The 23,866-nt window shown below is 72.2% G+C and carries 16 protein-coding genes and 1 pseudogene; 9 read left to right on the top strand and 8 right to left on the bottom strand.

All coding sequences use genetic code 11. The features are described 5' to 3' along the window. Positions 1-51: 51 nt before the first annotated feature. From LDL48_RS18355 to LDL48_RS18340, 4 genes and pseudogenes are all read right to left on the bottom strand, one after another. Positions 52-2,139, bottom strand: a complete 2,088-nt coding sequence (locus LDL48_RS18355) for an ATP-binding protein (RefSeq protein WP_225256368.1) — start codon at positions 2,137-2,139, stop codon at positions 52-54. 438 nt (positions 2,140-2,577) lie between these two features. Then, a pseudogene (trmB, locus tag LDL48_RS18350) lies at positions 2,578-3,171 on the bottom strand (tRNA (guanosine(46)-N7)-methyltransferase TrmB); the annotation flags it as partial. Positions 3,172-3,240: 69 nt separating this feature from the next. Next, positions 3,241-4,221, bottom strand: a complete 981-nt coding sequence (locus tag LDL48_RS18345; RefSeq protein ID WP_225256367.1) for a TolB family protein — start codon at positions 4,219-4,221, stop codon at positions 3,241-3,243. Between the two features lie 821 nt (positions 4,222-5,042). Further along, positions 5,043-5,648 (bottom strand): hypothetical protein, encoded by a 606-nt coding sequence (locus LDL48_RS18340; RefSeq protein ID WP_225256451.1) that lies wholly within the window; start codon positions 5,646-5,648, stop codon positions 5,043-5,045. A gap of 153 nt (positions 5,649-5,801) precedes the next feature. Between LDL48_RS18340 and LDL48_RS18335 the strand changes: the two genes are divergently transcribed. Beyond that, positions 5,802-6,584: an alpha/beta hydrolase gene (locus LDL48_RS18335; protein ID WP_225256366.1), complete on the top strand. Its 783-nt coding sequence runs from the start codon at positions 5,802-5,804 to the stop codon at positions 6,582-6,584. A gap of 160 nt (positions 6,585-6,744) precedes the next feature. On the opposite strand, the gene LDL48_RS18330 is transcribed toward LDL48_RS18335, so the two are convergent. Next, a complete protein-coding gene (locus LDL48_RS18330; protein WP_225256365.1) occupies positions 6,745-8,286 on the bottom strand; it encodes a GAF domain-containing protein in 1,542 nt (513 codons plus the stop codon). Between the two features lie 116 nt (positions 8,287-8,402). Further along, positions 8,403-9,317, bottom strand: coding sequence for a proteasome assembly chaperone family protein (locus tag LDL48_RS18325; RefSeq protein WP_225256364.1), 915 nt, complete (start codon positions 9,315-9,317; stop codon positions 8,403-8,405). Positions 9,318-9,450: 133 nt separating this feature from the next. On the opposite strand from LDL48_RS18325, the gene LDL48_RS18320 reads away from it, so the two are divergent. Next, positions 9,451-9,945 carry a GNAT family N-acetyltransferase gene (locus LDL48_RS18320; RefSeq protein WP_225256363.1) on the top strand — a complete coding sequence of 165 codons (495 nt, stop codon included), beginning with the start codon at positions 9,451-9,453 and terminating at the stop codon, positions 9,943-9,945. Positions 9,946-9,952: 7 nt separating this feature from the next. Here the strand turns inward: LDL48_RS18320 and LDL48_RS18315 are convergent, their stop codons facing one another. Then, positions 9,953-11,581 carry a methyl-accepting chemotaxis protein gene (locus LDL48_RS18315; RefSeq protein ID WP_225256362.1) on the bottom strand — a complete coding sequence of 543 codons (1,629 nt, stop codon included), beginning with the start codon at positions 11,579-11,581 and terminating at the stop codon, positions 9,953-9,955. Between the two features lie 62 nt (positions 11,582-11,643). Next, a complete protein-coding gene (locus LDL48_RS18310) occupies positions 11,644-13,989 on the bottom strand; it encodes a putative bifunctional diguanylate cyclase/phosphodiesterase (protein WP_225256361.1) in 2,346 nt (781 codons plus the stop codon). Between the two features lie 252 nt (positions 13,990-14,241). Between LDL48_RS18310 and LDL48_RS18305 the strand changes: the two genes are divergently transcribed. From LDL48_RS18305 to treZ, 7 genes are all read left to right on the top strand, one after another. Continuing rightward, complete coding sequence (locus LDL48_RS18305) at positions 14,242-14,958, top strand: EcsC family protein (RefSeq protein ID WP_372472140.1); 717 nt, start codon at positions 14,242-14,244, stop codon at positions 14,956-14,958. A gap of 63 nt (positions 14,959-15,021) precedes the next feature. Then, complete coding sequence (locus tag LDL48_RS18300; RefSeq protein WP_225256360.1) at positions 15,022-15,627, top strand: hypothetical protein; 606 nt, start codon at positions 15,022-15,024, stop codon at positions 15,625-15,627. A 39-nt stretch (positions 15,628-15,666) separates the two neighbouring features. Then, positions 15,667-17,238, top strand: a complete 1,572-nt coding sequence (locus LDL48_RS18295; protein ID WP_225256359.1) for a Na+/H+ antiporter — start codon at positions 15,667-15,669, stop codon at positions 17,236-17,238. Next, a complete protein-coding gene (locus LDL48_RS18290) occupies positions 17,235-17,501 on the top strand; it encodes a UBP-type zinc finger domain-containing protein (RefSeq protein WP_225256358.1) in 267 nt (88 codons plus the stop codon). The genes LDL48_RS18295 and LDL48_RS18290 overlap by 4 nt, the downstream gene beginning before the upstream one ends. 172 nt (positions 17,502-17,673) lie before the next feature. After that, a complete protein-coding gene (gene glgX / locus LDL48_RS18285) occupies positions 17,674-19,785 on the top strand; it encodes a glycogen debranching protein GlgX (RefSeq protein ID WP_225256357.1) in 2,112 nt (703 codons plus the stop codon). Beyond that, on the top strand, positions 19,785-22,097 hold the full coding sequence (gene treY / locus LDL48_RS18280; protein WP_225256356.1) for a malto-oligosyltrehalose synthase: 2,313 nt from the start codon (positions 19,785-19,787) through the stop codon (positions 22,095-22,097). The genes glgX and treY overlap by 1 nt, the downstream gene beginning before the upstream one ends. Then, entirely contained in the window at positions 22,094-23,827 is a 1,734-nt protein-coding gene (gene treZ, locus LDL48_RS18275; protein ID WP_225256355.1) for a malto-oligosyltrehalose trehalohydrolase, read from the top strand. The genes treY and treZ overlap by 4 nt, the downstream gene beginning before the upstream one ends. Positions 23,828-23,866: the final 39 nt, after the last annotated feature.

The following is a 23,866-nucleotide window of genomic DNA, read 5'->3' as shown; positions in this document are numbered from 1 at the left end:
GTCTTTCCTGGTCGAGCCGCCGTGACCAGGGTCACATGTGTGAAGGATCGGTCAACGCGGGCCCAGCGGGAGGCGGACCCGCACGGTCGTCCCGGGTCCGTCGTGATCAACGAGTTCGATCGTGCCGTGGTGACGTTGCACCACCGCCCGGCTCATCGCCAGGCCCAGCCCGGTGCCCGGAATGGCCCGGTCGCGGACCGTGCTGCTGCGGTACAGCCGGGTGAACAGCTCCCTGCGGTCCTCCGGGGACACGCCGATGCCGGTGTCCGCCACGGACAGCTCGGCCGCCCCGCCCTCGGCGCGCAGGGTGACCGTGATCCGGCCGCCGTCCGGGCTGTACTTCACCGCGTTGCCGAGCAGGTTGTCCACCACCTGCCGCAGGCGGCGCTGGTCGCCCGGGAGCACCAGCCGGTCCGGCATCTCGGTGATCAGGTCCAGCGGCGCCCCGGCGATCGCGGACCGGGTGGCCTCCACGGATTCGCGTACCATCGCGGCCACGTCCACCGGTGCCGCGGAGACCGCGGCGTGCCCGGTGTCCAGGGCGGACAGCTCCATCAGCTCGTCGATGATCCGGCGTAGCTGGACGGCGTTGCGCTCGACCACCTCCAGCATGGCCGGCCCTTCCGCGGCCAGTTCCTCGCCGGTCAGCTCCCGGAGCAGTTCGGTGTACGCGCTGATCGAGGTCAGCGGGGTACGCAGCTCGTGACCGACCAGCGACAGGTACTCGTCCTTGCTGCGCGCCAGCTGCCGCTGCAGGTCCTCGACCAGGCGCTGCTCCACGAACTGCCCGAGGTGCGCGGCGATCCCGGACATCAGCGCGAGGATCTCGTCCTCCGGATCCTCGATCCGGTCCGCGAACACGGTCAGCACGCCGAGCGGCCGCCGCCCGGCGCGGACCGGGACGGCCAGCGCGGTGTGCAGCCGGGAGCTGGTCGCGGTGTGCTGCGAGATGAGGCTCTGCGGGCGGCCCACGTCCCGGATCCACAGCGGCTTGTCGGCCTGCCACGCGCGCCCGGCCAGCCCCTCACCGTACGAGAGCTCGACCGGAACGGCGATCTCCGAGTGCCAGCCCGGCTCGCTCCAGTGCGCCGCCGACCGCACCACGCCGGCGGCGTCGTCCACCAGCCACAGTTCGGCGTGCACCCAGTCCAGCGTGCCGACCACCGCCTCCAGCACCTTCGGCCCGGCCTCCTCGATGCACGGCGCCTCGGCCAGCGCCGTGGTCACGCCCAGCTCGCATGTCCGGAAGCGTTCCGCCCGCCGGCGCCGGGTGACGTCCTGCACGGCCTGGACGGCGCCGACGGTACGCCCGTCCGGCCCGACGATCGGCTGCGCGTCGACCAGCAGGTGCCGGGTACGCCGGTCCGGGTCGTTCAGCACCAGTTCCGCGTGGCGTACCGTCTCGCCGCGCAACGCCCGCCGCAGCCCGGCCTCCACGGCCTGATCGTCCACCGTGGCCGACGCGTCCCCCCAGAGTTCCTGCATGCGCCGGTTCACCAGCAGAATCCGGCCGTCGGCATCGCACGCGGTCACCCCGTCGTGCAGGCTGTCCAGCACCGCGTCCAGGAACCGCCGCTGCCGGTCCACCTCGTGCCGGGCCACCTGCTCGCGGATCAACAGCGCGCTGACCTGCGCCGCCTCGGCCACCGCCGCCACCTCGCCCGGGGTCCACTCCCGCGGCACCACGTCGACCGCGCAGCACGTGCCGATCACCGCGCCCTCGTCGTCGCGCACCGGATGGGCAAGGTACGACCCGGGCACCCCGCGCCCCCGGATGGGGGAGCGGGCCGGCACCCGGGGGTCGGTGCGCAGATCCGCGATCAACAACGGTGCGCCGGTGGCCAGCACGGCGCCGGACAGACAGTCCCGGATCGGGGTGTCGGCGACCTCCTCCCACGGCAGGACCGGTCCCCACCCGCCGTACCGGCGCAACCGATCGCCGTCGACCACCTGGATCAGTCCGGCGGGCGCGCGGGCGGCCCGGGCCACGAGCGCGGCGAGCTGGTCGGCGGCGCCGTGGGCGAGCACGCCGCCGCGTCCGCTGCCGTCGCGCACCGGGTGCAGCGGGAGATCGTCGGCCGGGGCGTCAGACGGGCTTCCCGCCTGCCCGGCGCCGGCGCCGGGGTCTTCTCGCCGCATCCGACCTCCCGATACAGCCTAAAGCCGGGAAAGCGGGAAAAACGCGAAACGAAAGGGTACGACCGGAGCCGGCCACCGCGCAGCTCAAGCGCGCCGGAAGATCAGGTCAGTGATCGGCCGGCCGGCGTCCCGCCCACGCCGCTCGAACTTGGTCTCCGGCCGTCCCACGGCCCCCATCCGCCCTGCGCGTCCCGCCCGCGCCGCGGTTGCCGTCTGCCCGGTGGTGTCCGCCTGCCCGGTGGTGTCCGGTGGCGCCGTGGGTGCCGGCTGCGCCGCGGGTGCCGGTTGCGCTGCCGGTCCCGTTTGCGCCGCGGGTGCCGGCTGCGCCGCGGGTGTCGGTTGCGCTGCCGGTCCCGTTTGCGCCGCCGGTGCCGGCTGCGCTGCGGGTGTCGGTTGCGCTGCTGGTCCCGTTCGCGCTGCGGGTGCCGGCTGGGTTGACGCCGGCTTCGGGTGCACCCGGTGCAGGCCCGGGTCGGCCGCCAGCGTCTCGGCCATCGACTCCGCGTAGTCCGGCCAGTCGGTCGCGCAGTGCAGCACCCCGCCGGACCGCAGCCGGTCACGCAGCAGCGCCACGTGGGCCGGCCGGATCAGCCGCCGCTTGTGGTGCCGCGCCTTCGGCCACGGATCCGGGAAGAACACGTGCACCGCGTCCAGGCTGCCCGGGGCGAGCCGGTGCACCAGTTCCATCGCGTCACCGTGCGCCACCCGTACGTTATCGAGATTCTGCTCCTCGACCAGCGCGAGCAGGTTGCCGATGCCGGGCGTGTGCACCTCCACCGCCAGGTAGTCGCGCCCCGGGTCGGCAGCCGCCATCGCCGCCGTGACGTCGCCCATGCCGAAGCCGATCTCCAGCACCCGAGGCGCCTCCCGGCCGAACAGCGCCGCCAGGTCGAGCGGGGTGCGGTCGCCGTCGGTCACCGTCACGCCGTGCGTCGGCCACAGCCGGTCCAGCGCGCCGGCGTGGCGTGCGCTCATCCGGCCCCGCCGCGGATGGAACGTGCGGATCGGGCGCGCGGTGTCGGTCTCCGTCATGGCGCCGCCCACGATACGGCGGCGCCGGTCGACTTCGCCGACCGGCGCCGCGCACAGTGTTCCCCGTCGCTACTTCACCAGCGGCTGCACGCTGGGCTGCGACCCCGAGCGGAACGGCGCCCGGGAGCCGTTGGTCAGGCTCACCACCATCACCCAGGACCCGCCCCGGTACTGGCCGGTCGCCACGCCGCGCTTCGCGTCCACGTACGCCATCTCCCGGTCCAGCGCGCCGCCCACGGTCCGCTTCGCGCCGGTCGCCACGTCATACTCGACCAGGTGCACCGGCCGGTCGTCGGCCGCGGTCTCACCCTCCTGGTACGCCGTCCAGGACAGCTTGGTGCCGTCCGCACTCCAGCACGGAACCACCGCGAAACCGGAGTTCTGCAGGCTGCCACCGCCGTACGCGGCCGCCGTCTTCTCGTCGCCCGTGTCCACCCGGCCAATGCTCAGGCAGGCGTCGTAGACCGACTCGCAGATGCCGCCGCGGAACGCCACCCTGGTGCCGTCCGGCGACCAGGCCACCGCGTCGTCGTACCGCAGCCGGTCGCTCAGCGTCCCCACCTGGGCCGGGGTCACCGCCGGCTCGGCCGGCAGTTCCTCGCCGCGGCATTCGCTCGGAAAGAGCACCTCGGGAAAGGCGTTCGGCGTGCTCGTGGAGATCCGGTAGACGCCCGGCCCGCCGGTGCACGACAGCGAGGCGAACGCGATCCACTTGCCGTCCGGCGACCAGGACGCACCCGACGCCGCGCGGGTGGTGAGCCGCCGCTTGGCGGTGCCGTCCGCCTTCATGGTCCACAGCTGGCCGCCCTTGAGCAGGACAAGCTGCTTACCGTTCGCCGACCAGCGCGGCCGGGAGTGCCCACCGCCGGTGGTCAGCCGCTTCTCGGTGGCACCCTTGCTGACGTAGACGTCCCCGCCCCGCACGTACGCGACCAGGCTCGGCAGGCTCGGCGTCGCAGCCCCGGCCGGAGCCGGCTGGAACAGCATCCCGGCCGCCGCGCCCAGCAGCGCCAGAGCCGTGTTTCCCGCGATCCGAGTGATTGCCTGCATGACCGAACGCCCCCCGACGTTGTTCCCCCGCTTACACCGAGAGACATCGTCGCAACCGGTCTGCACCTAAGCGGTTCCCGCGCCGAAACCCGGAAAAATCCTGCCGATTCGGCCGGCCGACCCAGCCGAAGAGCGCATCCGCGACGCCGACCGGATGCCTGGGTGGTGCGTGGGGAGACGTGGTGCGGTGCTGGCCGCTGGTTCACCCGAGGACGGCGGGAAACGAGCGTCGATCATCGAACTCGGCACAGGTGCCGGCGACGCGACCCGGCTGCCGAGTGCGGGGAACGGCCGAGTGCGGGGAACGGCCGAGTGCGGGGAACTGGGGCGCGGATCAGGTCCCAGGTCCCCACGGGGGTAATCGAAGCTGAGCGTGTGGGGGGCTGGGGCGTGGAGCGTGCCGTAGGTCCCCACGGGGGTGGTCGGGGCTGGGTGTGTGGGGGGCTGGGGCGTGGAGCTTGCCTCAGGTGCACACGGCGGCGGGTCGGACGTGAGGTGCCGGTGATCGACACCCCGCGACACGTCAGGGCAGCCGCGCTCGAGTGGGTGCGACGTGGTGGGCGTCGGGGTCGCCGTGCTCGACGGCGGGTGCGGGCGAGGCCTGCGGGTGCGGGAGGCCGGCGGGTGCGGTGAGGCCGGCGGTGCGTCGCACGAGGAAGCGTCACCGCTGGACCGGCTCCCGGGGCGCGCCCCGGGAGCCGGTGATCCGCGGTGATCCGGTGATCCGCGGTGATCCGGTGATCCGCGGTGATCCGGTGATCCGCGGTGATCCGGTGATCCGCGGTGACCGGCGGCAAGGACCGTCGGTCGTCGTCAGCGGGTCAGGCCGCCGTGGTTCCCCACATCGCGGTGAAGGCGGCCGCCTCGCCGGCGAGCCAGCGCTCCACGTCGGCGGTCTTGGTGGCCGGGTCGAGACGGTGGGTGGCGCCGCGACGGACGTCGACCAGCACCGGTTCGGCGTTGGGCAGGATCTGATCGGCGTGGCGGGCCATCAGGTGCAGCGTGGCGGTGACGGCCTCGGTGGTGGGCGGGTCCTCGTCGAAGTGCAGGCGGACGGCTTCGCGGCGGCCGTCGTCGTACCGTAGGCCGAAGTGGGGGTTGATCTTGACTGCCAGAGGGCCGACCGTGGCGAGCGCGTCCCGGGTCTGGGCGAGGCCGACCTGGGCCGGGTCGCCCAGGGAGTGCAGGTAGGACGTGGCGCCGGCGCTGACCGACTCGTAGAGCGGTTTCCATCGGGGCTTCACCAGCTCGGGGACGGCGGCCAGGTAGCTGCCGCCGGTGCGGAACGCGATGTCCGCCTTGAGGGCCTTGACGAGCTGGCCGTGCGGGTTGAAGCCGGAACGGCGTTCGCGCTGGCGGCGCAGGCCGCCGACGAACGTGGCCTTGGCGGGGCCGGTGCGGGCGACATAACGAGTGAACCCGAGCATCGTGGCGTAGGGAGGAACGACAGGCAGGACGGGTGTGGACACGTGATCTCCCCCGCAGGTCAGAGGCGGTATTAGTACATACATTCTAATCGACGGGTACGACATTCCCAACCCGCTGTGGCCACCCGGGTACGCATCGTCGAGACTGGCACGATGGCCCTGATCCGCTGCAACTTCTCGTCCGAGGTGCTGGAACTGGGCACGTCGATGACCGTCCTGCTGCCGGAGTCCTCGGCGGCGCAGATCGGCGTCACCGGCTCCACCGGCGCCGCGCCGCCTCCGGTGCTCTACCTGCTGCACGGGCTCACCGATGACGACTCGGCCTGGGCGCGCTACACCTCGATCGAGAGGTACGCGGCGGACCGCGGCCTGGCGGTCGTGATGCCGCAGGTGCACCGCAGCTTCTACGCCGACGAGGCGTCCGGCGGGCGGTACTGGACCTTCCTCGCCGAGGAACTGCCGCAGGTGGTGGCGCGCTTCTTCCGGGTGTCCACCCGGCCCGCGGACACCTTCGTGGCGGGGCTGAGCATGGGCGGGTACGGCGCGCTCAAGTGGGCGCTGCGTCATCCGGAGCGGTTCGCCGCCGCGGCCAGTCTGTCCGGCGCGCTGGATGTGGCATACATCCAGAAGTACGACATGCGGCCGTTCATGCGCGCGCTGACCGACCGGGTCTTCGGCGACCGGGACCTCGCCGGCACCGACGAGGACCTGCTGCACCTGGTCGCCACCGCGGACCCGGCCGGGTTGCCCCGGCTGATGGTGCGCTGCGGCACCGAGGACCATCTGCGGGCGCAGAACGAGCGCTTCGTCGCGGCGTGCGCCGCGCACGGCGTTCCGCTGGACTCGGGGTTCGGGCCGGGCGCCCACGAGTGGAGCTACTGGGACGCCGGGATCCGTACCGTGCTGGACTGGCTCCGGCCCGTGCCGGCGAGCTGAGGCCTGTTTCGAACCCGGCCAGGGCTACGGCCTGGCCCAGGCGCCGCCTGACGGCGTCCGCAGAACGGCCACCTACAACCCCGGTATGAGGCCGCCATGCGGCCGGCGCCAGCCGACCCCTGGACCTCGCCTCGCACTTGGCCGGGTTTCGAAACAGGCCTCAGAGCTGCAGTGCCGACGCCATCCGGGCCTGCTCCTCGAGCACCTCGTTCATCCGGGCCTGGACCGCGTCCATCTGCCCGATCGTGTCGCTGGTGGTGAGGATGCCGGAGGAGACCGTACGGGCGCTGGACTGGATGCCGGTGATCTGCTCGGACACCCGCTGCGTCGCCTCCGCGGTCTCCCGGGCCAGGTCCTTCACCTCGCCGGCGACCACCGCGAAGCCGCGGCCCACCTCGCCGGCCCGGGCCGCCTCGATGGTGGCGTTGAGGGCGAGCAGGTTGGTCTGGTCGGCGATCGAAGAAATGATCTTGATGACGTCGCCGATCGCGATGGACGCCTGGCCCAGCGCCTCCACCTCCTGGGTCATCGCGGAGGCGCGGCTCACCGCCTCCTCGGCCACCCGGGTGGCGTCGTCCGAGGCGGCCCGCAACCGGGACACCGTGTCCAGCAGTGACCGGGCGTTCTCCGCCGACATCTCCGCGGCGCGCAGCACCTCGAGCCGCTGGGAGACCAGCTGGCCGACGTTGCGCAGCGCCGCGGCCCGGGTCTCGGACAGCTCGATGTACTCGGTGGTGAAGAAGTCCATGGTGCCGACGATCCGGTCATGGCTGAACAGCGGGAAACACACCCCGGAACGTACGCCGGCCCGCTGCGCCGCGGGGGCCCGGACGCAGTCGGTGAGTTCCGCCAGGTCGTGGACGAACACCAGGTCGCGGGAACGCCAGGCGCGCCCGGACAGGCCCACCCCCTCGGCGAACGTGGCGGCCAGCGTGACCTTGCGGAACTCCTCACCCGCCGAGCCGGACTCCACCCGGAAGGTGAGGACGTTCTCCTCGCCGTCGACCTCCCAGTAGGAGCCGTACGCCCAGCCGAACGCGGTGCGTACCGCGTCCAGCCCGATGCGCAGCGCGGACTGGGTGTCGGTGGCCTGGCCGAGCTTGGTGACCACCTCGGTGACGGCGAGCCGGTCGGCCGCGACCTGGCGCAGTTCCGCGGCCACCACCGTGTTCGTCCGGGCCTGCTCGGCGATGCGGGCGATGCACGCCCACTTCTCGCTGCGCGGGCCGTCGATGTAGAGCGGCTCGGCGGAGAAGTACTCGAGGACCGCGATCACCTCGTTGCCCTGGATCACCGGCGTCACCACCGCGGCGGCCATGCCGTGCCGGCCGGCCGCCTGGCAGCGCTGGCAGTCGCCGCAGTCCGCCATCGAGCCGATGTACACCGGTTGCCGGGTCTGCGCCGCGCGGCCGACCAGGCCCGCGTCGGCCGGCACCGGCCGGCCGGCGACCGAGGCCCGCATCTCCTCGACCAGCGGCCCGGTCTCGTAACCGACCGTCACGTGACCGCGGCCGTCGGGCAGCCAGACCGCGCCGTAGCTGAAGCCGTGCGAGCGGACCGTGCTCTCCACGGTGATCCGCCAGGTGGAGGCCTCGTCCGTCGCCTTCTGGAGGTCGATGATCAGCGTTTCCAGGCTCTCGACGTCGCGCGGCACCGCGCGAGCCGCCGGTTCACTGACCGACCTGGACCGGAAGAGACCCACCCCGTGCTCCCTGCTGATCGCCCGACTGCCCACTTGCCTCCATCATCGGGCAGGGTGGGCAATCCGGTCGGCGAATCGGCGAATCGGCGAAGCGGGTCCGCTCCGGGGCAGACGGGTCAGTTCTCGTTGTCCTTGTCCTTGGCCTGCTCGGCCAGGAAACGCTCGAGTTCGGCGCCGAGTTCCTCGGCGGTGGGCAGCGGGCCGTCCGTGTCGGCCAGCAGGTTGCTCCGGCGGCCGCGCAGGAACGCGTCGTACTGCTGCTCCAGCGAGGTGACCAGCCGGCTCGCCTGCTCGTCCTCGGCGACCTGCTTGTCCACCTCCTCGCGGATCAGCTCGGCGGCGTCGCGCAGCTCACCGGTGGGCAGGGCCAGCCCGGTGTTCGCGGACACCGAGTCGAGCAGCAGCTCGGCCGCGGCCGGATAGGTGGTCTGCGCCAGATAGTGCGGCACGTGCGCGGCGAACCCGAGGGCGTCGTGACCGGACTCGCCCAGCCGGAACTCCAGCAGGTTGCCCATGCTGGCCGGCACCTGCACCCGCTGCAGCCAGGACTCGTGGTCGCCGAGCAGGCGCCGGTCGGTGGCGTGCGCGGTCACGCTGACCGGCCGGGTGTGCGGCACCGCCATCGGGATGGCGTTCAGGCCGACGGTCAGGCGTACCCCGAAGTGTTCGATCAGGCCGGTCACCGCCGCGATGAAGCGTTCCCACTGCATGTCCGGCTCCGGACCGGCGAGCAACAGGAACGGCGTGCCCAGCTGGTCGTGCAGCAGGTGCAGGGCGAGGCGGGGCTGCTCGTAGCTCTCCCAGTGATCCTCCATGAAGATCATCGGAGGGCGGCGGGACCGGTAGTCGAGGAGCTGGTCCAGGTCGAACGTCGCGACGACGCGGCCGTCCAGGTGCTCCAGCAGGTGTTCGCGGGCCATCTGGATGGCGCTGCCCGCATCGACGAACCCGGTGAAGGCCTGGATCAACACCGGGCCGTCCAGGGCCGGCAGATCGTCGGCCAACTCGTAGAGCTCGTGTGGGTCGAGCACGCTAGCGGACCTCCTCGTACGACGCCCGGACGGTACGGGCGGATGTGGTCACAACACTGCCCGGGTGTCCATCATTCCAGCCCGCCGCCCGGCCGGGACGTGGCCCTTGACACGGTCACGCGAAGATGGGCACGTGTCTGACCTCAATGTGCGCCCGATGGTGGCCACCGATGCCGACGCCGTCCTCGCCGTGTACCAGGCCGCGCTGGACGGCGGGGACGCCAGTTTCGAGACCACCGCACCCGACTGGGCGGCGTTCAACGCGGGCCGCCTTCCCGCCCACCGCTGGGTGGCGACCGACGGTGCCCGCCTGCTCGGCTGGGTCGCGGTGAGCCGGGTGTCACCCCGGCCGGTGTACGCCGGGGTGGTCGAGCACAGCGTGTACGTCGATGCGGCGGCGCAGGGCCGCGGCGTCGGGCGGGCGCTGCTGGACCGGCTCATCGCCTCTACCGAGGCGGCCGGCATCTGGACCATCCAGTCGGGTGTCTTCCCGGAGAACGAGGCCAGCCTCGCGTTGCACCGCAGGGCCGGCTTCCGGCTGATCGGCACCCGGGAACGGGTGGGCCGGCACCACGGCCGGTGGCGGGACGTCCTGCTGCTGGAACGCCGCAGCCCGGTGGTCGGCTAGATACCGGCTACACCCGGAACCGGCCGACCAGCGTCTGCAGATCGCTGGCCAGGCGGGACAGCTCCTCCGCGGTGCGCTGCGACTCGGCCACGCCGGTGTTGGTGTGCTGCGCCGCCTCGGCCACGCCGGTGATCGTCTCGGCGATGTTGGTGGAGCCGGCCGCGGCCTCCGCGACGTTGCGCCCGATCTCGCTGGTGGTCGCGGTCTGCTCCTCGACCGCCGAGGCGATGGTGTCGGAGTAGGTGTTGATCCGCTCGATCACCTCGGCGATCTGCCCGATCGCCTCGACCGCGGCCGACGTGTCGGTCTGGATCGCCTGGATCCGGCCGGAGATCTCCTCGGTCGCCTTGGCGGTCTCCTGCGCCAGGTCCTTCACCTCGCTGGCCACCACCGCGAAGCCCTTGCCCGCCTCGCCGGCCCGGGCCGCCTCGATGGTGGCGTTGAGTGCCAGCAGGTTGGTCTGCTCGGCGATCGAGGTGATCACCTTGACGATGTTGCCCACCTCGGCCGACGAGACGCCGAGCTTGGCGACCGTGCTGTTGGCGGACTGCGCGACGTCCACGGCACCGCGGGCGATGCCGGCCGCGTCGGCCGCGCTGGACGCGATCTCCCGGATCGACGCGGTCATCTCCTCCGAGGCGGCGGCCACGGTGTCGACGTTGGCCGAGACCTCCTCCGCGGCGGCGGCGACCAGATCGGCCCGGGAACTGGTCTGCTCGGCGTTGCCGGCGATGGTGGTGCTGACCGTCGACATCTCCTGGGCGGAGCCGGCCAGCGTCTGGCTGCCGGCGCCGATCTGGCCGACGGTGTCCCGCAGGGTCGCGGTGGCCCGGTCCAGCTGCCGTGCCATCACGCCGATCTCGTCGGTGCTGGTGACGCCGGCCGAGCGGGTCAGGTCACCGGTGGCCATGGCGTCGACCACGCCGGAGACCGCGCGTACCCGGCGGACGATGCTGCGGGCGATCAGCAGGCCGAACAGGGTCGCCAGGGTCAGCCCGACCACCAGCACGACGATGGTCACGGTGCGCGCCGTCTCGAATTCCTGCCGGGCCTGCCTCGCCTGGACGCTCGCGGCGGCGTCCTCCGCGTCGGACACCTTGTCCAGGGCGGACATCGTTCCGGCCGCGGCCTCGCCGAGCACGCCGTCCCGGATCTCGGCCACCTGGGCCCGGTCGTCGCGCAGGCTGGCCGGCAGCATCTGCTGGTCGCGCACGGTCCGGTACTGCTGCCACGCGGCGACCAGCAGGTCCAGCAACCGCGGATCGGCGGCGGTCACCCGGTACTCGGCCAGGTGCTTGTCGAAGGACTCGTCGCCGGCCCGGATCGCCGTCTCCTGCTCGCTCTTGTCCGCGGCGTTGTCGGACAGTGCGTGGGCGAGGACGGCGGCGCGCATCACGCCGATGTCCACGGACAGCTGCTCGATCTGCTGCGACGGCACCACGCTGCCGGTGTAGAGGTCGCTCGTCGCCGCGCTGAGTTCGGCCATCCGGGTGATGGCGAACGTGCCGATGGCGGCACCGACCAGGGACAGCGCCGCCACGACCGACAGGATCTTGACGTTCAGGCTCCAGTTCGCGATCCAGCGGGCCAGGAAGCTCTCCCGGCCGGCCGCCGCGGCGGTGGTCTGTGCGGTCATGAGCTCGATGACTCCGTTGCTGGTCCGAGGGCTTCGTTCTCCCTATCGGTGCAACTTCGGAGTCACTGAGTGGCAAAGGCGCGTTCGTCCAGGCGTTCGCGTACCTGCTCGGGGCTGAGCGGGCGGGAGAAGTGGTAGCCCTGGGCGAACCGGTACCCCAGCCGGTACAGCGTCTCCGCCTGCTCGGCCGTCTCCACCCCCTCGGCGATCGCCTGCAGGTGCAGGCCGTCGGTGATCTGGATCATCGCGGTCGCGATGACCGCCTCCTCGCTGGCCAGGCCGATGCCGTCGACGAACGACTTGTCCACCTTCAGCGTGTCGGCCGGCACGGTACGCAGCAGGCCGAGCGACGAGTGACCGGTACCGAAGTCGTCCAGCGCCACCTTCACGCCCAGCCCGACCAGGTTCTGCAGGGTGTCCACCGCGATGCCGCCGTCGAACACCGCGGTCTCGGTGACCTCGACGACCACCCGCTCCGGGTCGAACCCGGTGGCGGCGAGCGCGTCCTTGACGTCGTCGGCGAAGCCCGGCTCGCGCAGCTGGCGGGCGGACACGTTGACGCCGATCTCGCGCGGCGCGTGCGGGCCGTAGCGGGCGTCCCACTCGGCGGCCTGGCGCAGCGCGGTCCGCAGGATCCAGTCACCGAGCGGGATGATCAGACCGGTGCGTTCGGCGATCGGGATGAACAGGTCCGGGCGGATGAACCCGCGATCCGGGTGGTGCCAGCGCACCAGCGTCTCCATGCCGGTCCAGGCGCCGTCGGGCAGCCGCACGATGGGCTGGTAGACCAGGGTGAACTCGCCCCGGTCCAGAGCCTGGCGGAGGGCGGCGCCCATCTCCGCGTCGGCCGCCTGGTGCTTCTCCAACTCGGCGTCGTAGACCGCGTGGCGGCCCTTGCCGCGTTCCTTGGCGGCGTACATGGCCAGGTCGGCGCGGCGCAGCAGTTCCTGCGGAGTGGCGTCCGGCCACACCTCGGCCAGGCCCACGCTGGCGCTCACCAGCAGGTCGTAGCCGAGGGCGTGCACCGGCCGGCTGAGCGCGTCGGTGATCCGGGCGAGGACCTCGGTCGCCTCGTCGCTGCGCAGGCCGTGCAGCAGCAGGCCGAACTCGTCCCCGCCGAGCCGGGCCACCACGTCGTCGGTCCGGACGCACTCCCGCAGCCGTTGCGCCACCACCACCAGCAGGGCGTCGCCGACCGCGTGCCCGAGGCGGTCGTTGATCGCCTTGAAGTCGTCCAGGTCGATCAGCGCGAGGCTCAGCGTGGTCTCCGGGCTCCGCTCGGCCGCGAAGGCGTCCAGCGCGTCCCGGGTCGCGTTGCCGAACAGCGCGCGGTTCGCCAGGTCGGTGAGATCGTCGTGGGTGGCCCGGTGGGTGAGCTGGCTCTGGTAGCGGTTGAGCTGGAGCAGGTTGGTGTCCACCCGGCTCAGCAGCCGCGCGTTGTCGCGCAGCGCGACGACCTGGCGGACCACCACCAGCACGGTCAGGATCACCGCGGCGAGCGCCACGGTCAGGACCGGTCCGCCGGCCTGCTCGCTGACGGTGAGCAGCAGGCCGTCGGTGGCCGCCACCGCGAGGTACGGCACCAGGCTGGTGGCCCGGCGCTGCTGCGGCGGGCGGGGCAGGTGGGCGGCGCGGCGCTGGCGGTCGGCGGCGAACGCGGTGAGGAGCATGGTGGCCGGCACGAACAGCTGCGAGCCGCTGAGCCCCGGGTGCACGTCGACCAGCATGGGGAACAGGCCGCCGCCGAGCGCGCCGACCGCCGCGCCGGCGGCGAGCAGCCGGACGGTGCCCCGGTCCAGGCCGCCGAGGCCGCTCACCGCGACCTTGACGAAGGCGAGCGAACCGATCAGGCCGAGGATGGCCAGCACGATCAGCGGTACGGGGTCGGTCCGGCCCCAGCCGCCCGAACCGGCGGTCGAGTACCAGCCGAAGATGCCCATCGTGACGCTGACCGTGGCGGCGTCCAGCAGGAACCGGAACATCTGCCGGGTACCGTCGTCCCGGGCCATCGGCAGCCGCAGCAGCGCCCACAGCAGCACCAGCATGGCGAGGACGTACACGATCGAGGTCACCGCGTCGTGCTGCTGCTGATTCAGGCGGTGCGGATACAGCATCATCTGCCGGGTGTCGCCGACCAGGCCGCATGTCACCAGCGCGCAGACCAGCGCGAACTGCCGCCAGATCCGGCGGCCGTGCCGGTCCGGGCCGGCCTTCGCGGCGGTCTGCCAGCACGCCAGCCCGGCCACGGCGGTGCCGAGGACGGCCGGCATCCAGCTCCAGAACGGGCCGACCCGCGGTTCCGCCAGGTTCACCGCGAACAGGACCGCGGCAGCGACCAGCAGGACGGCGGCCGTGACCAGCACGGGCGTCGGCCGCAGCCGTTCCGCAAGCGGTTCCTCGCCGGTCATCCGGAGCCTTCCTGGTGCGGGTCTTCGCGTCCCGCAGCGTGCCGGGTGCGGTGAGCGGGCACGTGGCACCCGGTGCGCTCGGTCATGCCTGTGCCGCCCTCCGCCGGACTGTCCCGTCCGGTCGCTTAATCGGTCGTCGCGCCCGGTGCCTGAGCGGAACAGGGCGTGTCCGGACCGACGCATTCGCGTGCACGTGCATCCGCACGGCACAATGGCTCTCAAGATCCGTCGCCAGCCCTTCGGAGTGACCCGGTGACCGAACCAGAACGCCCCTCGTCCGCTCTCCAGCCCGCCCCGGTCCCGGACCCCGGCACCGACTCCACGGAAGGCGCCGGCGCACCGCCCGGATCGCTGTGGGCGCGGATGAAGGCGGACCCGCAGTACGCGCCCGAGCACCTCGCCCTGGAGGCGGTCCGGCGGCTCGGACCGGAAGCCGCGCGCTGGGCCGAGGACGTGCACGCCGCCCAGCCCGATCTGGCCCCCGACGCCGCGGCCCAACTGGCCGCCCGGCGCTTCACCAACTACGCCCGCCTCTCCGGCGCGGTGTCCGGTGCCACCGGCCTGCCCGGCGCGGTGGTGGACGTCGGCGTGCTGGCCTGGACCCAGGCGCGGATGGTGCTGCACATGGCCGCCGCGTACGGCGTCGACCCGACCGGCCCGGAACGCGCCACCGATCTGCTGGTCCTGCAACGGGTGCACAAGGCGGCCGAGACCGCCCGGGTGGCGCTCGGTGTCGCGGCCGGCCGGGAACGGGCCAGCCGCCTGTTCGCCTCGTCGAGCGACCGGCCGCTGACCGGCGTGATGGTGCGGCTGGGCGTCAAACTGGCGCAGATGGCCGGGGTACGCGCGGCGAAGCGGATGTTCGCCAAGATGATCCCGGGTGCCGCGGTGGTGCTCGGCACCTGGGCGAACTCGGCGGCCACCAAGGACCTCGCCCGGCGCACCGTGGAGCTGTACCGGAAGGGCTAAGGTCCGGGCGTCCGCCTCCGATCTGAACCCGGTAATGCTCGACGGGCAGACCCGGGAGGTTCGGTGCGGCGGACGACCTGGGCGGTGCTGGCGCTGCTGCCGGCGCTGCTGTCCGGTTGCAGCGCCGTACCCGGTCTGTCCACCGGAGCCGGCGGCACCGGCACGGCCGCGGCGGAGGATCCGGCCGGCGGCGAAGAATGGCTGGTCAGTGACCGGGGCCGGCCCACCCCGTCGGCGAAGCCGGTCACCGGCACCGCGCCGAAGCCCACCCCCACCGGCGGGTTCCTGCCGCTGCCGTCGACCAGCCCCACCGCCAAGCCGGTGGCGAAATGCTCGCCCAACACCTTCAAGTTCGACCAGACCGGCAGCCTGAACGTCCGCCCCGGCCCGACCAGTGCCGTCCTGAGCTGGTACAACGTGGGCGGATCCAACCTGGTGGAATTCCGGCTGTACGCGATCAGCCAGGACCTCGCCAGCGGCCGGCAACGCGACATCGGTTTCACCACGATCAAGCCCGGCGCGAAATGCGGCTGGATGAGCGCCACGATCGGCAACCTGGACCGCCGGACCGAGTACGTCTTCTCGGTCGACGCGGTGACCGACCGCCGCAGCGGCGACGGCACCTACGCGGCCACGGTCGCCCGCTCCGGCTCCACCCCCACCACCTGACCGCGTCACCGGAACGGATCGCCTCTTAAGCTTCGCGGCATGGAAGGCATCGTCGACACGGTCGTACTGGTGGGGATCGCCGTGGTCGGCGCGGCGCTGGCCCGGCGGCTGGGCTTCGTCGCGCCGCTGGTGCTGCTCGTGGCGGGGCTGGGGCTGTCGTTCGTACCGGGCGTGCCCGAGGTGCACCTGGAACCGGAACTCGTGCTGGTCGGCATCCTGCCGCCGCTGCTGTACGTGGCCGCGTTGCAGACCTCGGTGCCCGCGTTCCGGCTGGCGATCCGGCCCATCCTGCTGCTCGCGGTCGGGCTGGTGGTGGTCAGCGCGTTCGCGGTCGGGCTGGTGGTGCACGCGGTGCTGCCCGAGGTGCCGTTCGCCGCCTGCGTCGCGCTCGGCGCCATCGTCGCGCCGCCGGACGCGGTGTCGGCGACCGCCATCGCGCGCCGGATCGGGCTGCCCCGCCGGGTGGTCACCATCCTGGAGGGCGAGAGCCTGCTCAACGACGCCACCGCCCTGGTGCTGGTGCGGATCTCGGTGGCCGCGCTGCTCGGTTCGGCGGTCGGGTTCGCCGAGATCGGCGCCGCCGTGCTGCGCAACGTGGGAGGTGGACTGCTCATCGGGTTCGCCGCCGCGGTGCTGGTGGCGTGGCTGCTGCGGCACATCTCCGATCCGCTGCTGGACGACGCGGTGTCGCTGCTCACCCCGTTCGTGGTGGTGATCGTGGCGGAGGAGTTGCACACCTCGAGCGTGGTGGCGGTGGTGGTCACCGGGCTGTACCTCGGGCACCGCATCCCGTACCTGTTGTCGCCGACCTCCCGGCTGCAGATGGACGCGGTCTGGCGGCTGCTGATCTTCCTGCTCGAGGGCGTGGTGTTCCTGCTGGTCGGACTGCAGCTGCGGACCCTGGTGACCGGCCTGGAGACCGACCTCGCGACCACCGTGCAACTCACCGCGCTGGTGTTCGGCACGCTGGTGGCGGTGCGTTTCGTGTGGGTGTACCCGGCCACCTACCTGGCCCGGCTGGTGCCGTCGATCCGCCGGCGGGAGCCGCGCCCACCGCTCAGCGTGCCGGCCGTGATCGGCTGGGCCGGGATGCGCGGGGTGGTCACGCTCGGTGCGGCGCTCACCCTGCCGAACACGCCGGACGTGGCCGACAGCTACCCGCGCGACCTGTTCGTCTTCGTGGCGTTCGCGGTGATCGTGCTCACTCTGCTGATCCACGGCACCACGCTGCCGGCGCTCTCCCGCCGGCTCGGCGTACGCGAGGACACCAGCACCGAGGACGCGCTCGCCGAGGCCGCGGTGCAGCACGCGGCCAGCCGGGCCGCCCGGGAGGCGCTGGAGGAGCAGGCCGGCGACGCGCCGGCCTCGGTGGTGGACCGGCTGCGGGCGCTGACCGAGGGCCGGTCCAACGTCGCCTGGGAACGGCTGGGTGACCAGTCACAGGAAACCCCCTCGGCGGCGTACGGCCGGCTGCGGCGGGAGATGATTCGAGCCGAGCGCCGGGTCTTCAAGGAGGCCCGCAACTCCGGGCGTATCCCGGAGGAGGTGCTGGTCCGTGCCCAGCGCGAGCTCGACCTGGAGGAGTCCCAGTTGAACCGGAGTGACGATTGAGCTGCCCGCACCTGTCCGACACCGGCGTCGAAGCCACCCCGCGCACCCCGTACGCCGACGGCTGCCCGCAGTGCGTGGAAGGCGGGCACACCGACTGGGTGCACCTGCGCCTCTGCCTCGACTGCGGCCTGGTGGCCTGCTGTGACTCGTCGCCCCGGCGGCACATGTCGGCGCACTTCGAGGCCGAGAAGCACCCGGTGATGCGGTCGTTCGAGCCGGGGGAGACCTGGCGGTGGTGCTTCGTCGACGAGCAGCTGGGCTGACTATCTGCGGGTAACCGGACAGTCGCGCGGACGTCGGTAGCTCGATCGGTGAGAATGACCGCTGACGTGGCCGTGCAGGGTTTGGCCGGGCCGTCGCGGGGCAGACTTGGCCCGTCCGCGATGGGACCGGTCGCGGCCAAGGGGGACGACGGTCGAGGGGTGGGAGCAACATATGCAGGTTTGGCCTGGTCACCGGTACCCGCTGGGTGCCACGTACGACGGGACGGGCACGAACTTCGCGATCTTCTCCGAGGTGGCCGAGGCGGTCGAGCTCTGCCTCTTCGACACCTCGGGCAACGAGCGCAAGGTCCAACTCCACGAGCAGGACGCGTTCGTCTGGCACGCCTACCTGCCCGGTGTCGAGCCCGGCCAGCGGTACGGCTACCGGGTGTACGGCCCGTACGAGCCGTCCCGCGGCCTGCGGTGCAACCCGCACAAGCTGCTGCTCGACCCGTACGCCCGGGCGGTGGACTCGGACATCGACTGGCACCCGTCGCTGTACGCCTACGACTTCGCCAACCCGGACCAGATGTCGGATCTGGACTCGGCACCGCACATGGCCAAGGGCGTCGTGGTCAACCCGTACTTCGACTGGGGCAACGACCGCCGGCCGGACATCCCGTACCACCACTCGGTGATCTACGAGACGCACGTCAAGGGGCTGACCGAGCGGCATCCCGAGGTGCCCAAGGACATGCGCGGCACGTACGCGGCGATCGGCCACCCGGCGATCATCGAGCACCTGAAGAGCCTGGGCGTGACCGCGGTCGAACTGATGCCGGTGCACCAGTTCGTGCACGACAACCGCCTGGTCGACCTGGGCCTGCGCAACTACTGGGGCTACAACACGCTGGGCTTCTTCGCGCCGTACCACGGGTACTCCGCGATGGGCTCGCTGGGCCAGCAGACCCAGGAGTTCCGCGGCATGGTCAAGGCCCTGCACGCGGCCGGCATGGAGGTCATCCTCGACGTGGTCTACAACCACACCGCGGAGGGCAACCACCTGGGCCCCACGATGAGCCTCAAGGGCATCGACAACCGCACCTATTACCGGCTGGTGGACGACCAGCCGCAGTTCTACATGGACTACACCGGCACGGGTAACAGTCTGAACGTGCGCAGTCCGCAGAGCCTCCAGCTGATCATGGACTCGCTGCGCTACTGGGTGACCGAGATGCACGTCGACGGGTTCCGGTTCGACCTGGCCTCCACGCTGGCCCGGGAGTTCTACGACGTGGACCGGCTCTCCACGTTCTTCGAGGTGGTCCAGCAGGACCCGGTGGTGGGCCAGGTGAAGCTGATCGCCGAGCCGTGGGACGTCGGCCCGGGCGGCTACCAGGTCGGCAACTTCCCGCCCAACTGGACCGAGTGGAACGGCAAGTACCGGGACACGGTCCGCGACTTCTGGCGCGGCGAGCCGGCCACGCTCGCGGAGTTCGCCAGCCGGATCACCGGGTCGGCCGACCTGTACCAGGACGACGGCCGCAAGCCGTTCCACTCGATCAACTTCGTCACCGCGCACGACGGCTTCACGCTCAACGACCTGGTCTCGTACAACGACAAGCACAACGAGGCCAACGGCGAGGAGAACCGGGACGGCGAGAGCCACAACCGGTCCTGGAACTGCGGCGTGGAGGGGCCGGCCGACGACGCCGGCGTGCTCGCGCTGCGGGCCCGGCAGCGCCGGAACTTCTTCGCCACGCTGATGCTCAGCCAGGGCGTGCCGATGATCTCGCACGGCGACGAGATGGGCCGCACCCAGGGCGGCAACAACAACGCGTACTGCCAGGACAACGAGATCAGCTGGATCGACTGGGACAACGCCGACGAGCAGCTCCTCGAGTTCGCCCGCAAGGTGACCGCGTTCCGGCACCGCCACCAGGTGTTCCAGCGCCGCCGGTTCTTCACCGGCCTGCCGGTCACCGCCCGCGGCGGCGGCGACCCGCTGCCCGACCTGGAGTGGTTCACCCCGGACGGGCGCCCGATGGCCGGCGACGACTGGGGCAACGACTTCGGCCGGGCGGTGGCGCTGTTCGTCAACGGCGAGGGCATCCGCGAGCGCGGCCAGTACGGCCAGCGCCACGTGGACAGCTCGTTCCTGCTGTTCTTCAACGCGCACGACGCGCCGCTGGAGTTCGCCACGCCCCCGACCGAGTACGGGGAGAAGTGGGAGAAGGTCATCGACACCGCGGACCCGGTGGAGGACGGGCCCACGATCGTCGAGGCCGGATCGAAGGTCATCGTGCCGGACCGCTCGCTCATCGTTCTCGACAGGACGGTCTAATGCCCACATCCGACCACCCCGCCACCGCCCTTGGCCGGACTCAAGGCTCTCCTACCGGCACGTACCGCATTCAGGTCCGCCCGGACTTTCCGCTGACCGCCACCGCCGAGCTGGCCGACTACCTCGCCGATCTGGGTGTCAGCCATCTGTACACCGCCCCGCTGCTGGCCGCCTCGGCGGACTCGGAGCACGGCTACGACGTGGTGGACCACAGCCGGGTCAACCCGGCGCTCGGGGGTGAGGAGGGCCGGGTCGCGCTGAAGAAGGCGCTCGACGCGGCCGGGCTCGGGCTGGTCGTGGACATCGTGCCGAACCACGCCGGCATCGCCGACCCGGCGGCCAACCCGGCCTGGTGGGACGTGCTCAAGCACGGGCGCGACTCGCGGTACGCCCCCTGGTTCGACATCGACTGGGACCGCGGCCGGCTGGTGGTCCCGGTGCTGGCCGACGAGCCGAACGCCCTGGACGCGCTGACCGTCGAGGGCGACGAGCTGCGCTACTACGACAAGCGGTACCCGATCGCCGAGGGCACCGGCGGCGGCACCGCCCGGGAGGTGCACGACCGGCAGCACTACGAGCTGGTGAACTGGACCCGCGGCGACGCCGAGCTGACGTACCGCCGGTTCTTCGCCATCACCGACCTGGCCGGCCTGCGGGTGGAGGACCCGGAGGTGTTCGACGCCACCCACGCCGAGATCCTGCGCTGGTACGCCGAGGGCGCGGTGCAGGGCATCCGGGTGGACCACCCGGACGGGCTGCGCGACCCGGGCGGCTACCTGGAGCGGCTGCACGACGCGGCGCCGGACGCCTGGCTGGTGGTGGAGAAGATCCTGGAGCCGGGCGAGGAACTGCCCGACTGGCCGGTCGCCGGCACCACCGGGTACGACGCCATGGCCGAGGTCGACGGCGTGTTCGTGGACCCCGGCACGGAGGCGTTCTTCGACACCCTCGACCACCACCTGACCGGCGGCCAGACGTCCTGGCAGGACCTGGTGCACGGGTGCAAGTACCACGTGGCGACCACGCTGCTGGCCGCCGAGCTGGCGCGGATGGCCCGGCTCGTACCCGAGCTGGAGTCCGCGCCCCGGGCGCTCGCCGAACTGGCCGCCTGTTTCCCGGTGTACCGCTCCTACCTGCCGTTCGGCTCCCGGCACCTGGCCCGGGCCCGGTCCGAGGCGGGCCGGCGGCGCCCGCAGCTGATCCCGGCGCTGGACCGGCTCACCGCCCGGCTGCGCAACCCGTCCGACGAACTCGCCATCCGGTTCCAGCAGTTCACCGGCGCGGTGATGGCCAAGGGCGTGGAGGACACCGCGTTCTACCGGTGGACCCGGTTCACCGCCCGCAACGAGGTCGGCAACGACCCGGTGAAGTTCGGCGTGGCGCCGGACGAGTTCCACGACGCCGCCGAGGCCCGGCAGCGCCGCTGGCCGGACAGCATGACCGCGCTGTCCACCCACGACACCAAGCGCAGCGAGGACGTCCGGGCCCGGCTGGCCGTGCTGTCCGAGGTGCCGGGGGACTGGACCGAGGTGGTGCGCCGGTGGGTGCGCGCCGACCCGCTGCCCGACCCGGCGCTGGCACACCTGGTCTGGCAGGCGGCCGTGGGCGCGTGGCCGATCGAGCGGGAGCGGCTGCAGGCGTACGCGCTGAAGGCGGCCCGCGAGGCGGCGGCCAGCACCACCTGGACGCGGCCCGACGAGCGGTTCGAGACCGCGCTGCGGGCGATGGTGGACCGGATCTACGACGACCCGGCGCTGCACGCCGAGGTGGCCGACTTCGCCGCGTCGATCACCCCGCCCGGCTGGTCCAACTCGCTCGGCCAGAAGCTCGTGCAGCTCGCCATGCCCGGTGTGCCCGACGTCTACCAGGGCACCGAGCTGTGGGACTACTCGCTGGTCGACCCGGACAACCGCCGGCCGGTGGACTTCGCCGCCCGGCGCGAGCTGCTGCGCCGGATCGACGACGGCTGGCTGCCGCCGGTGGACGAGACCGGCGCCGCCAAGCTCCTGGTCGCCAGCCGTACGCTGCGGCTGCGCCGGCAGCGGCCGGAACTGTTCACCGGGTACCGCCCGCTCTTCGCCGAGGGCCGGGTCGGCGAACACGTGCTCGCGTTCGACCGCGGCGGCGTGGTCGCGGTCGCCACCCGGCTGCCGGTCGGATTGTCACGGCACGGTGGCTGGCACGACACCACGCTGACACTCGACGGCCACACCTGGACGGAAGTCTTCACGAACACCAGCTACGGCGGTAACCGTCTGGCCGTGGCGGAACTGCTGCACTCGTACCCCGTGGCATTGCTGGTGAAGGAATGACGACCTTCGAAGTCTGGGTGCCGGAGAAGACGGTCCAGCTCCGCCTCGACGGGCAGGACCACGACATGGAACGCGGCGACGACGGCTGGTGGCGGCTCGACGTGCCGTCCGCCGGGCCGGGCACCGACTACGCGTACGTGTTACCGGATGGCGACACGCCGCTACCCGACCCGCGCTCGCTGTGGCAGCCTGAGGGCGTGCACGGATCCAGCCGGGTCTATGACCATTCGTCCTTCACCTGGTCGGACGACGCCTGGACCGGCCGTCAGCTGCCCGGCTCGGTGCTCTACGAGATGCACGTCGGCACGTTCACCCTCCAGGGCACGTTCGACGCCGCGATCGCGCGCCTCGACCACCTCGTCGACCTCGGTGTCGACCTGGTCGAACTGTTGCCGGTCAACGCGTTCAACGGCGAATACAACTGGGGGTACGACGGCGTCTGCTGGTACGCGCCGCACGAGGCGTACGGCGGACCGGACGGCCTGAAACGCTTCGTCGACGCGGCCCACGCCAAGGGCCTCGGCGTGGTGCTCGACGTGGTGTACAACCACTTCGGCCCGAGCGGGGCGTACGCGCCGATGTTCGCGCCGTACCTGAGCGCCTCCGGCAGCAACCCGTGGGGCGCCGCGGTGAACCTGGACGGGCCCCGGTCCGACGAGGTCCGCCGCTACATCATCGACAGCATGCTGGGCTGGCTGCGCGACTACCACATCGACGCGCTGCGCCTGGACGCCGTGCACGCGCTGGTCGACGAGACCGCCGTCCACCTGCTCGAACAGATGGCCGTCGAGGTGGAGAGCCTGTCGGTGCACCTGGGCCGGCCGCTGTCGCTGATCGCCGAGTCGGACCTCAACGACCCGACCCTGATCACGCCGCGCGAGGCGGGCGGGTACGGCCTGCACGGCCAGTGGGACGACGACGTGCACCACGCGCTGCACACCCTGCTCACCGGCGAGCGCCAGGGCTACTACGGCGACTTCGGCTCGCTGGAGTGCCTGGAGACCGTGCTGACCGGGGCGTTCTTCCACGCCGGCACGTGGTCCAGCTTCCGTCAGCGCCGGCACGGCCGCCCGGTGGACCGCACCCGGGTGCCCGGGCACCGCTTCGTGGCGTACCTGCAGAACCACGACCAGATCGGCAACCGGGCGGTCGGCGACCGGCTGTCCGCCTCGCTGTCGCCCGGCCTGCTGCGGGTCGGGGCCACGCTGCTGCTCACCTCGCCGTTCACGCCGATGCTGTTCATGGGCGAGGAGTGGGCGGCCAGCAACCCGTGGCAGTTCTTCACCAGCCACCCCGAACCGGACCTGGCCGACGCGGTCCGCACCGGCCGGCGCCGCGAGTTCGCGTCCCACGGCTGGGCCGAGACCGAGGTGCCCGACCCGCAGGACCCGGCCACGTTCGCCCGGTCCAAGCTGGACTGGTCCGAGGTCGACAAGCCCGGGCACGCCGAGATCCTCGACCTGTACAAGCGGCTGATCGCGCTGCGCCGCAGCCACCCCGACCTGTCCGACCCGCGGCTGGACCGGGTCGAGGTGTGGCACGGCGACCAGTACGTGGTGATGCGCCGCGGCGGGTGCGCGGTGGCGGCGAACCTGGCGTCCACGCCGCAGACGGTGAGCCTGCGCGCCACGCCCAGCAAGGTGCTGCTCGCCACCGGGCCGGGCGTGGTGCTGCAACGGGACCGGGTCGAGCTGCCGCCCGAGTCGGCCGTCGTGGTGCGCTGCCGCTGACCGCCGGCCGGCCGGCGGTGGCCGGTTGGGCCGGGCCGG

It is taken from the genome of Jidongwangia harbinensis (assembly GCF_020216025.1).
Taxonomy (GTDB): domain Bacteria; phylum Actinomycetota; class Actinomycetes; order Mycobacteriales; family Micromonosporaceae; genus Actinoplanes; species Actinoplanes harbinensis.
Note: the sequence above shows the minus strand (reverse complement) of the source record. Positions and strands in the feature narration are given on the sequence as shown.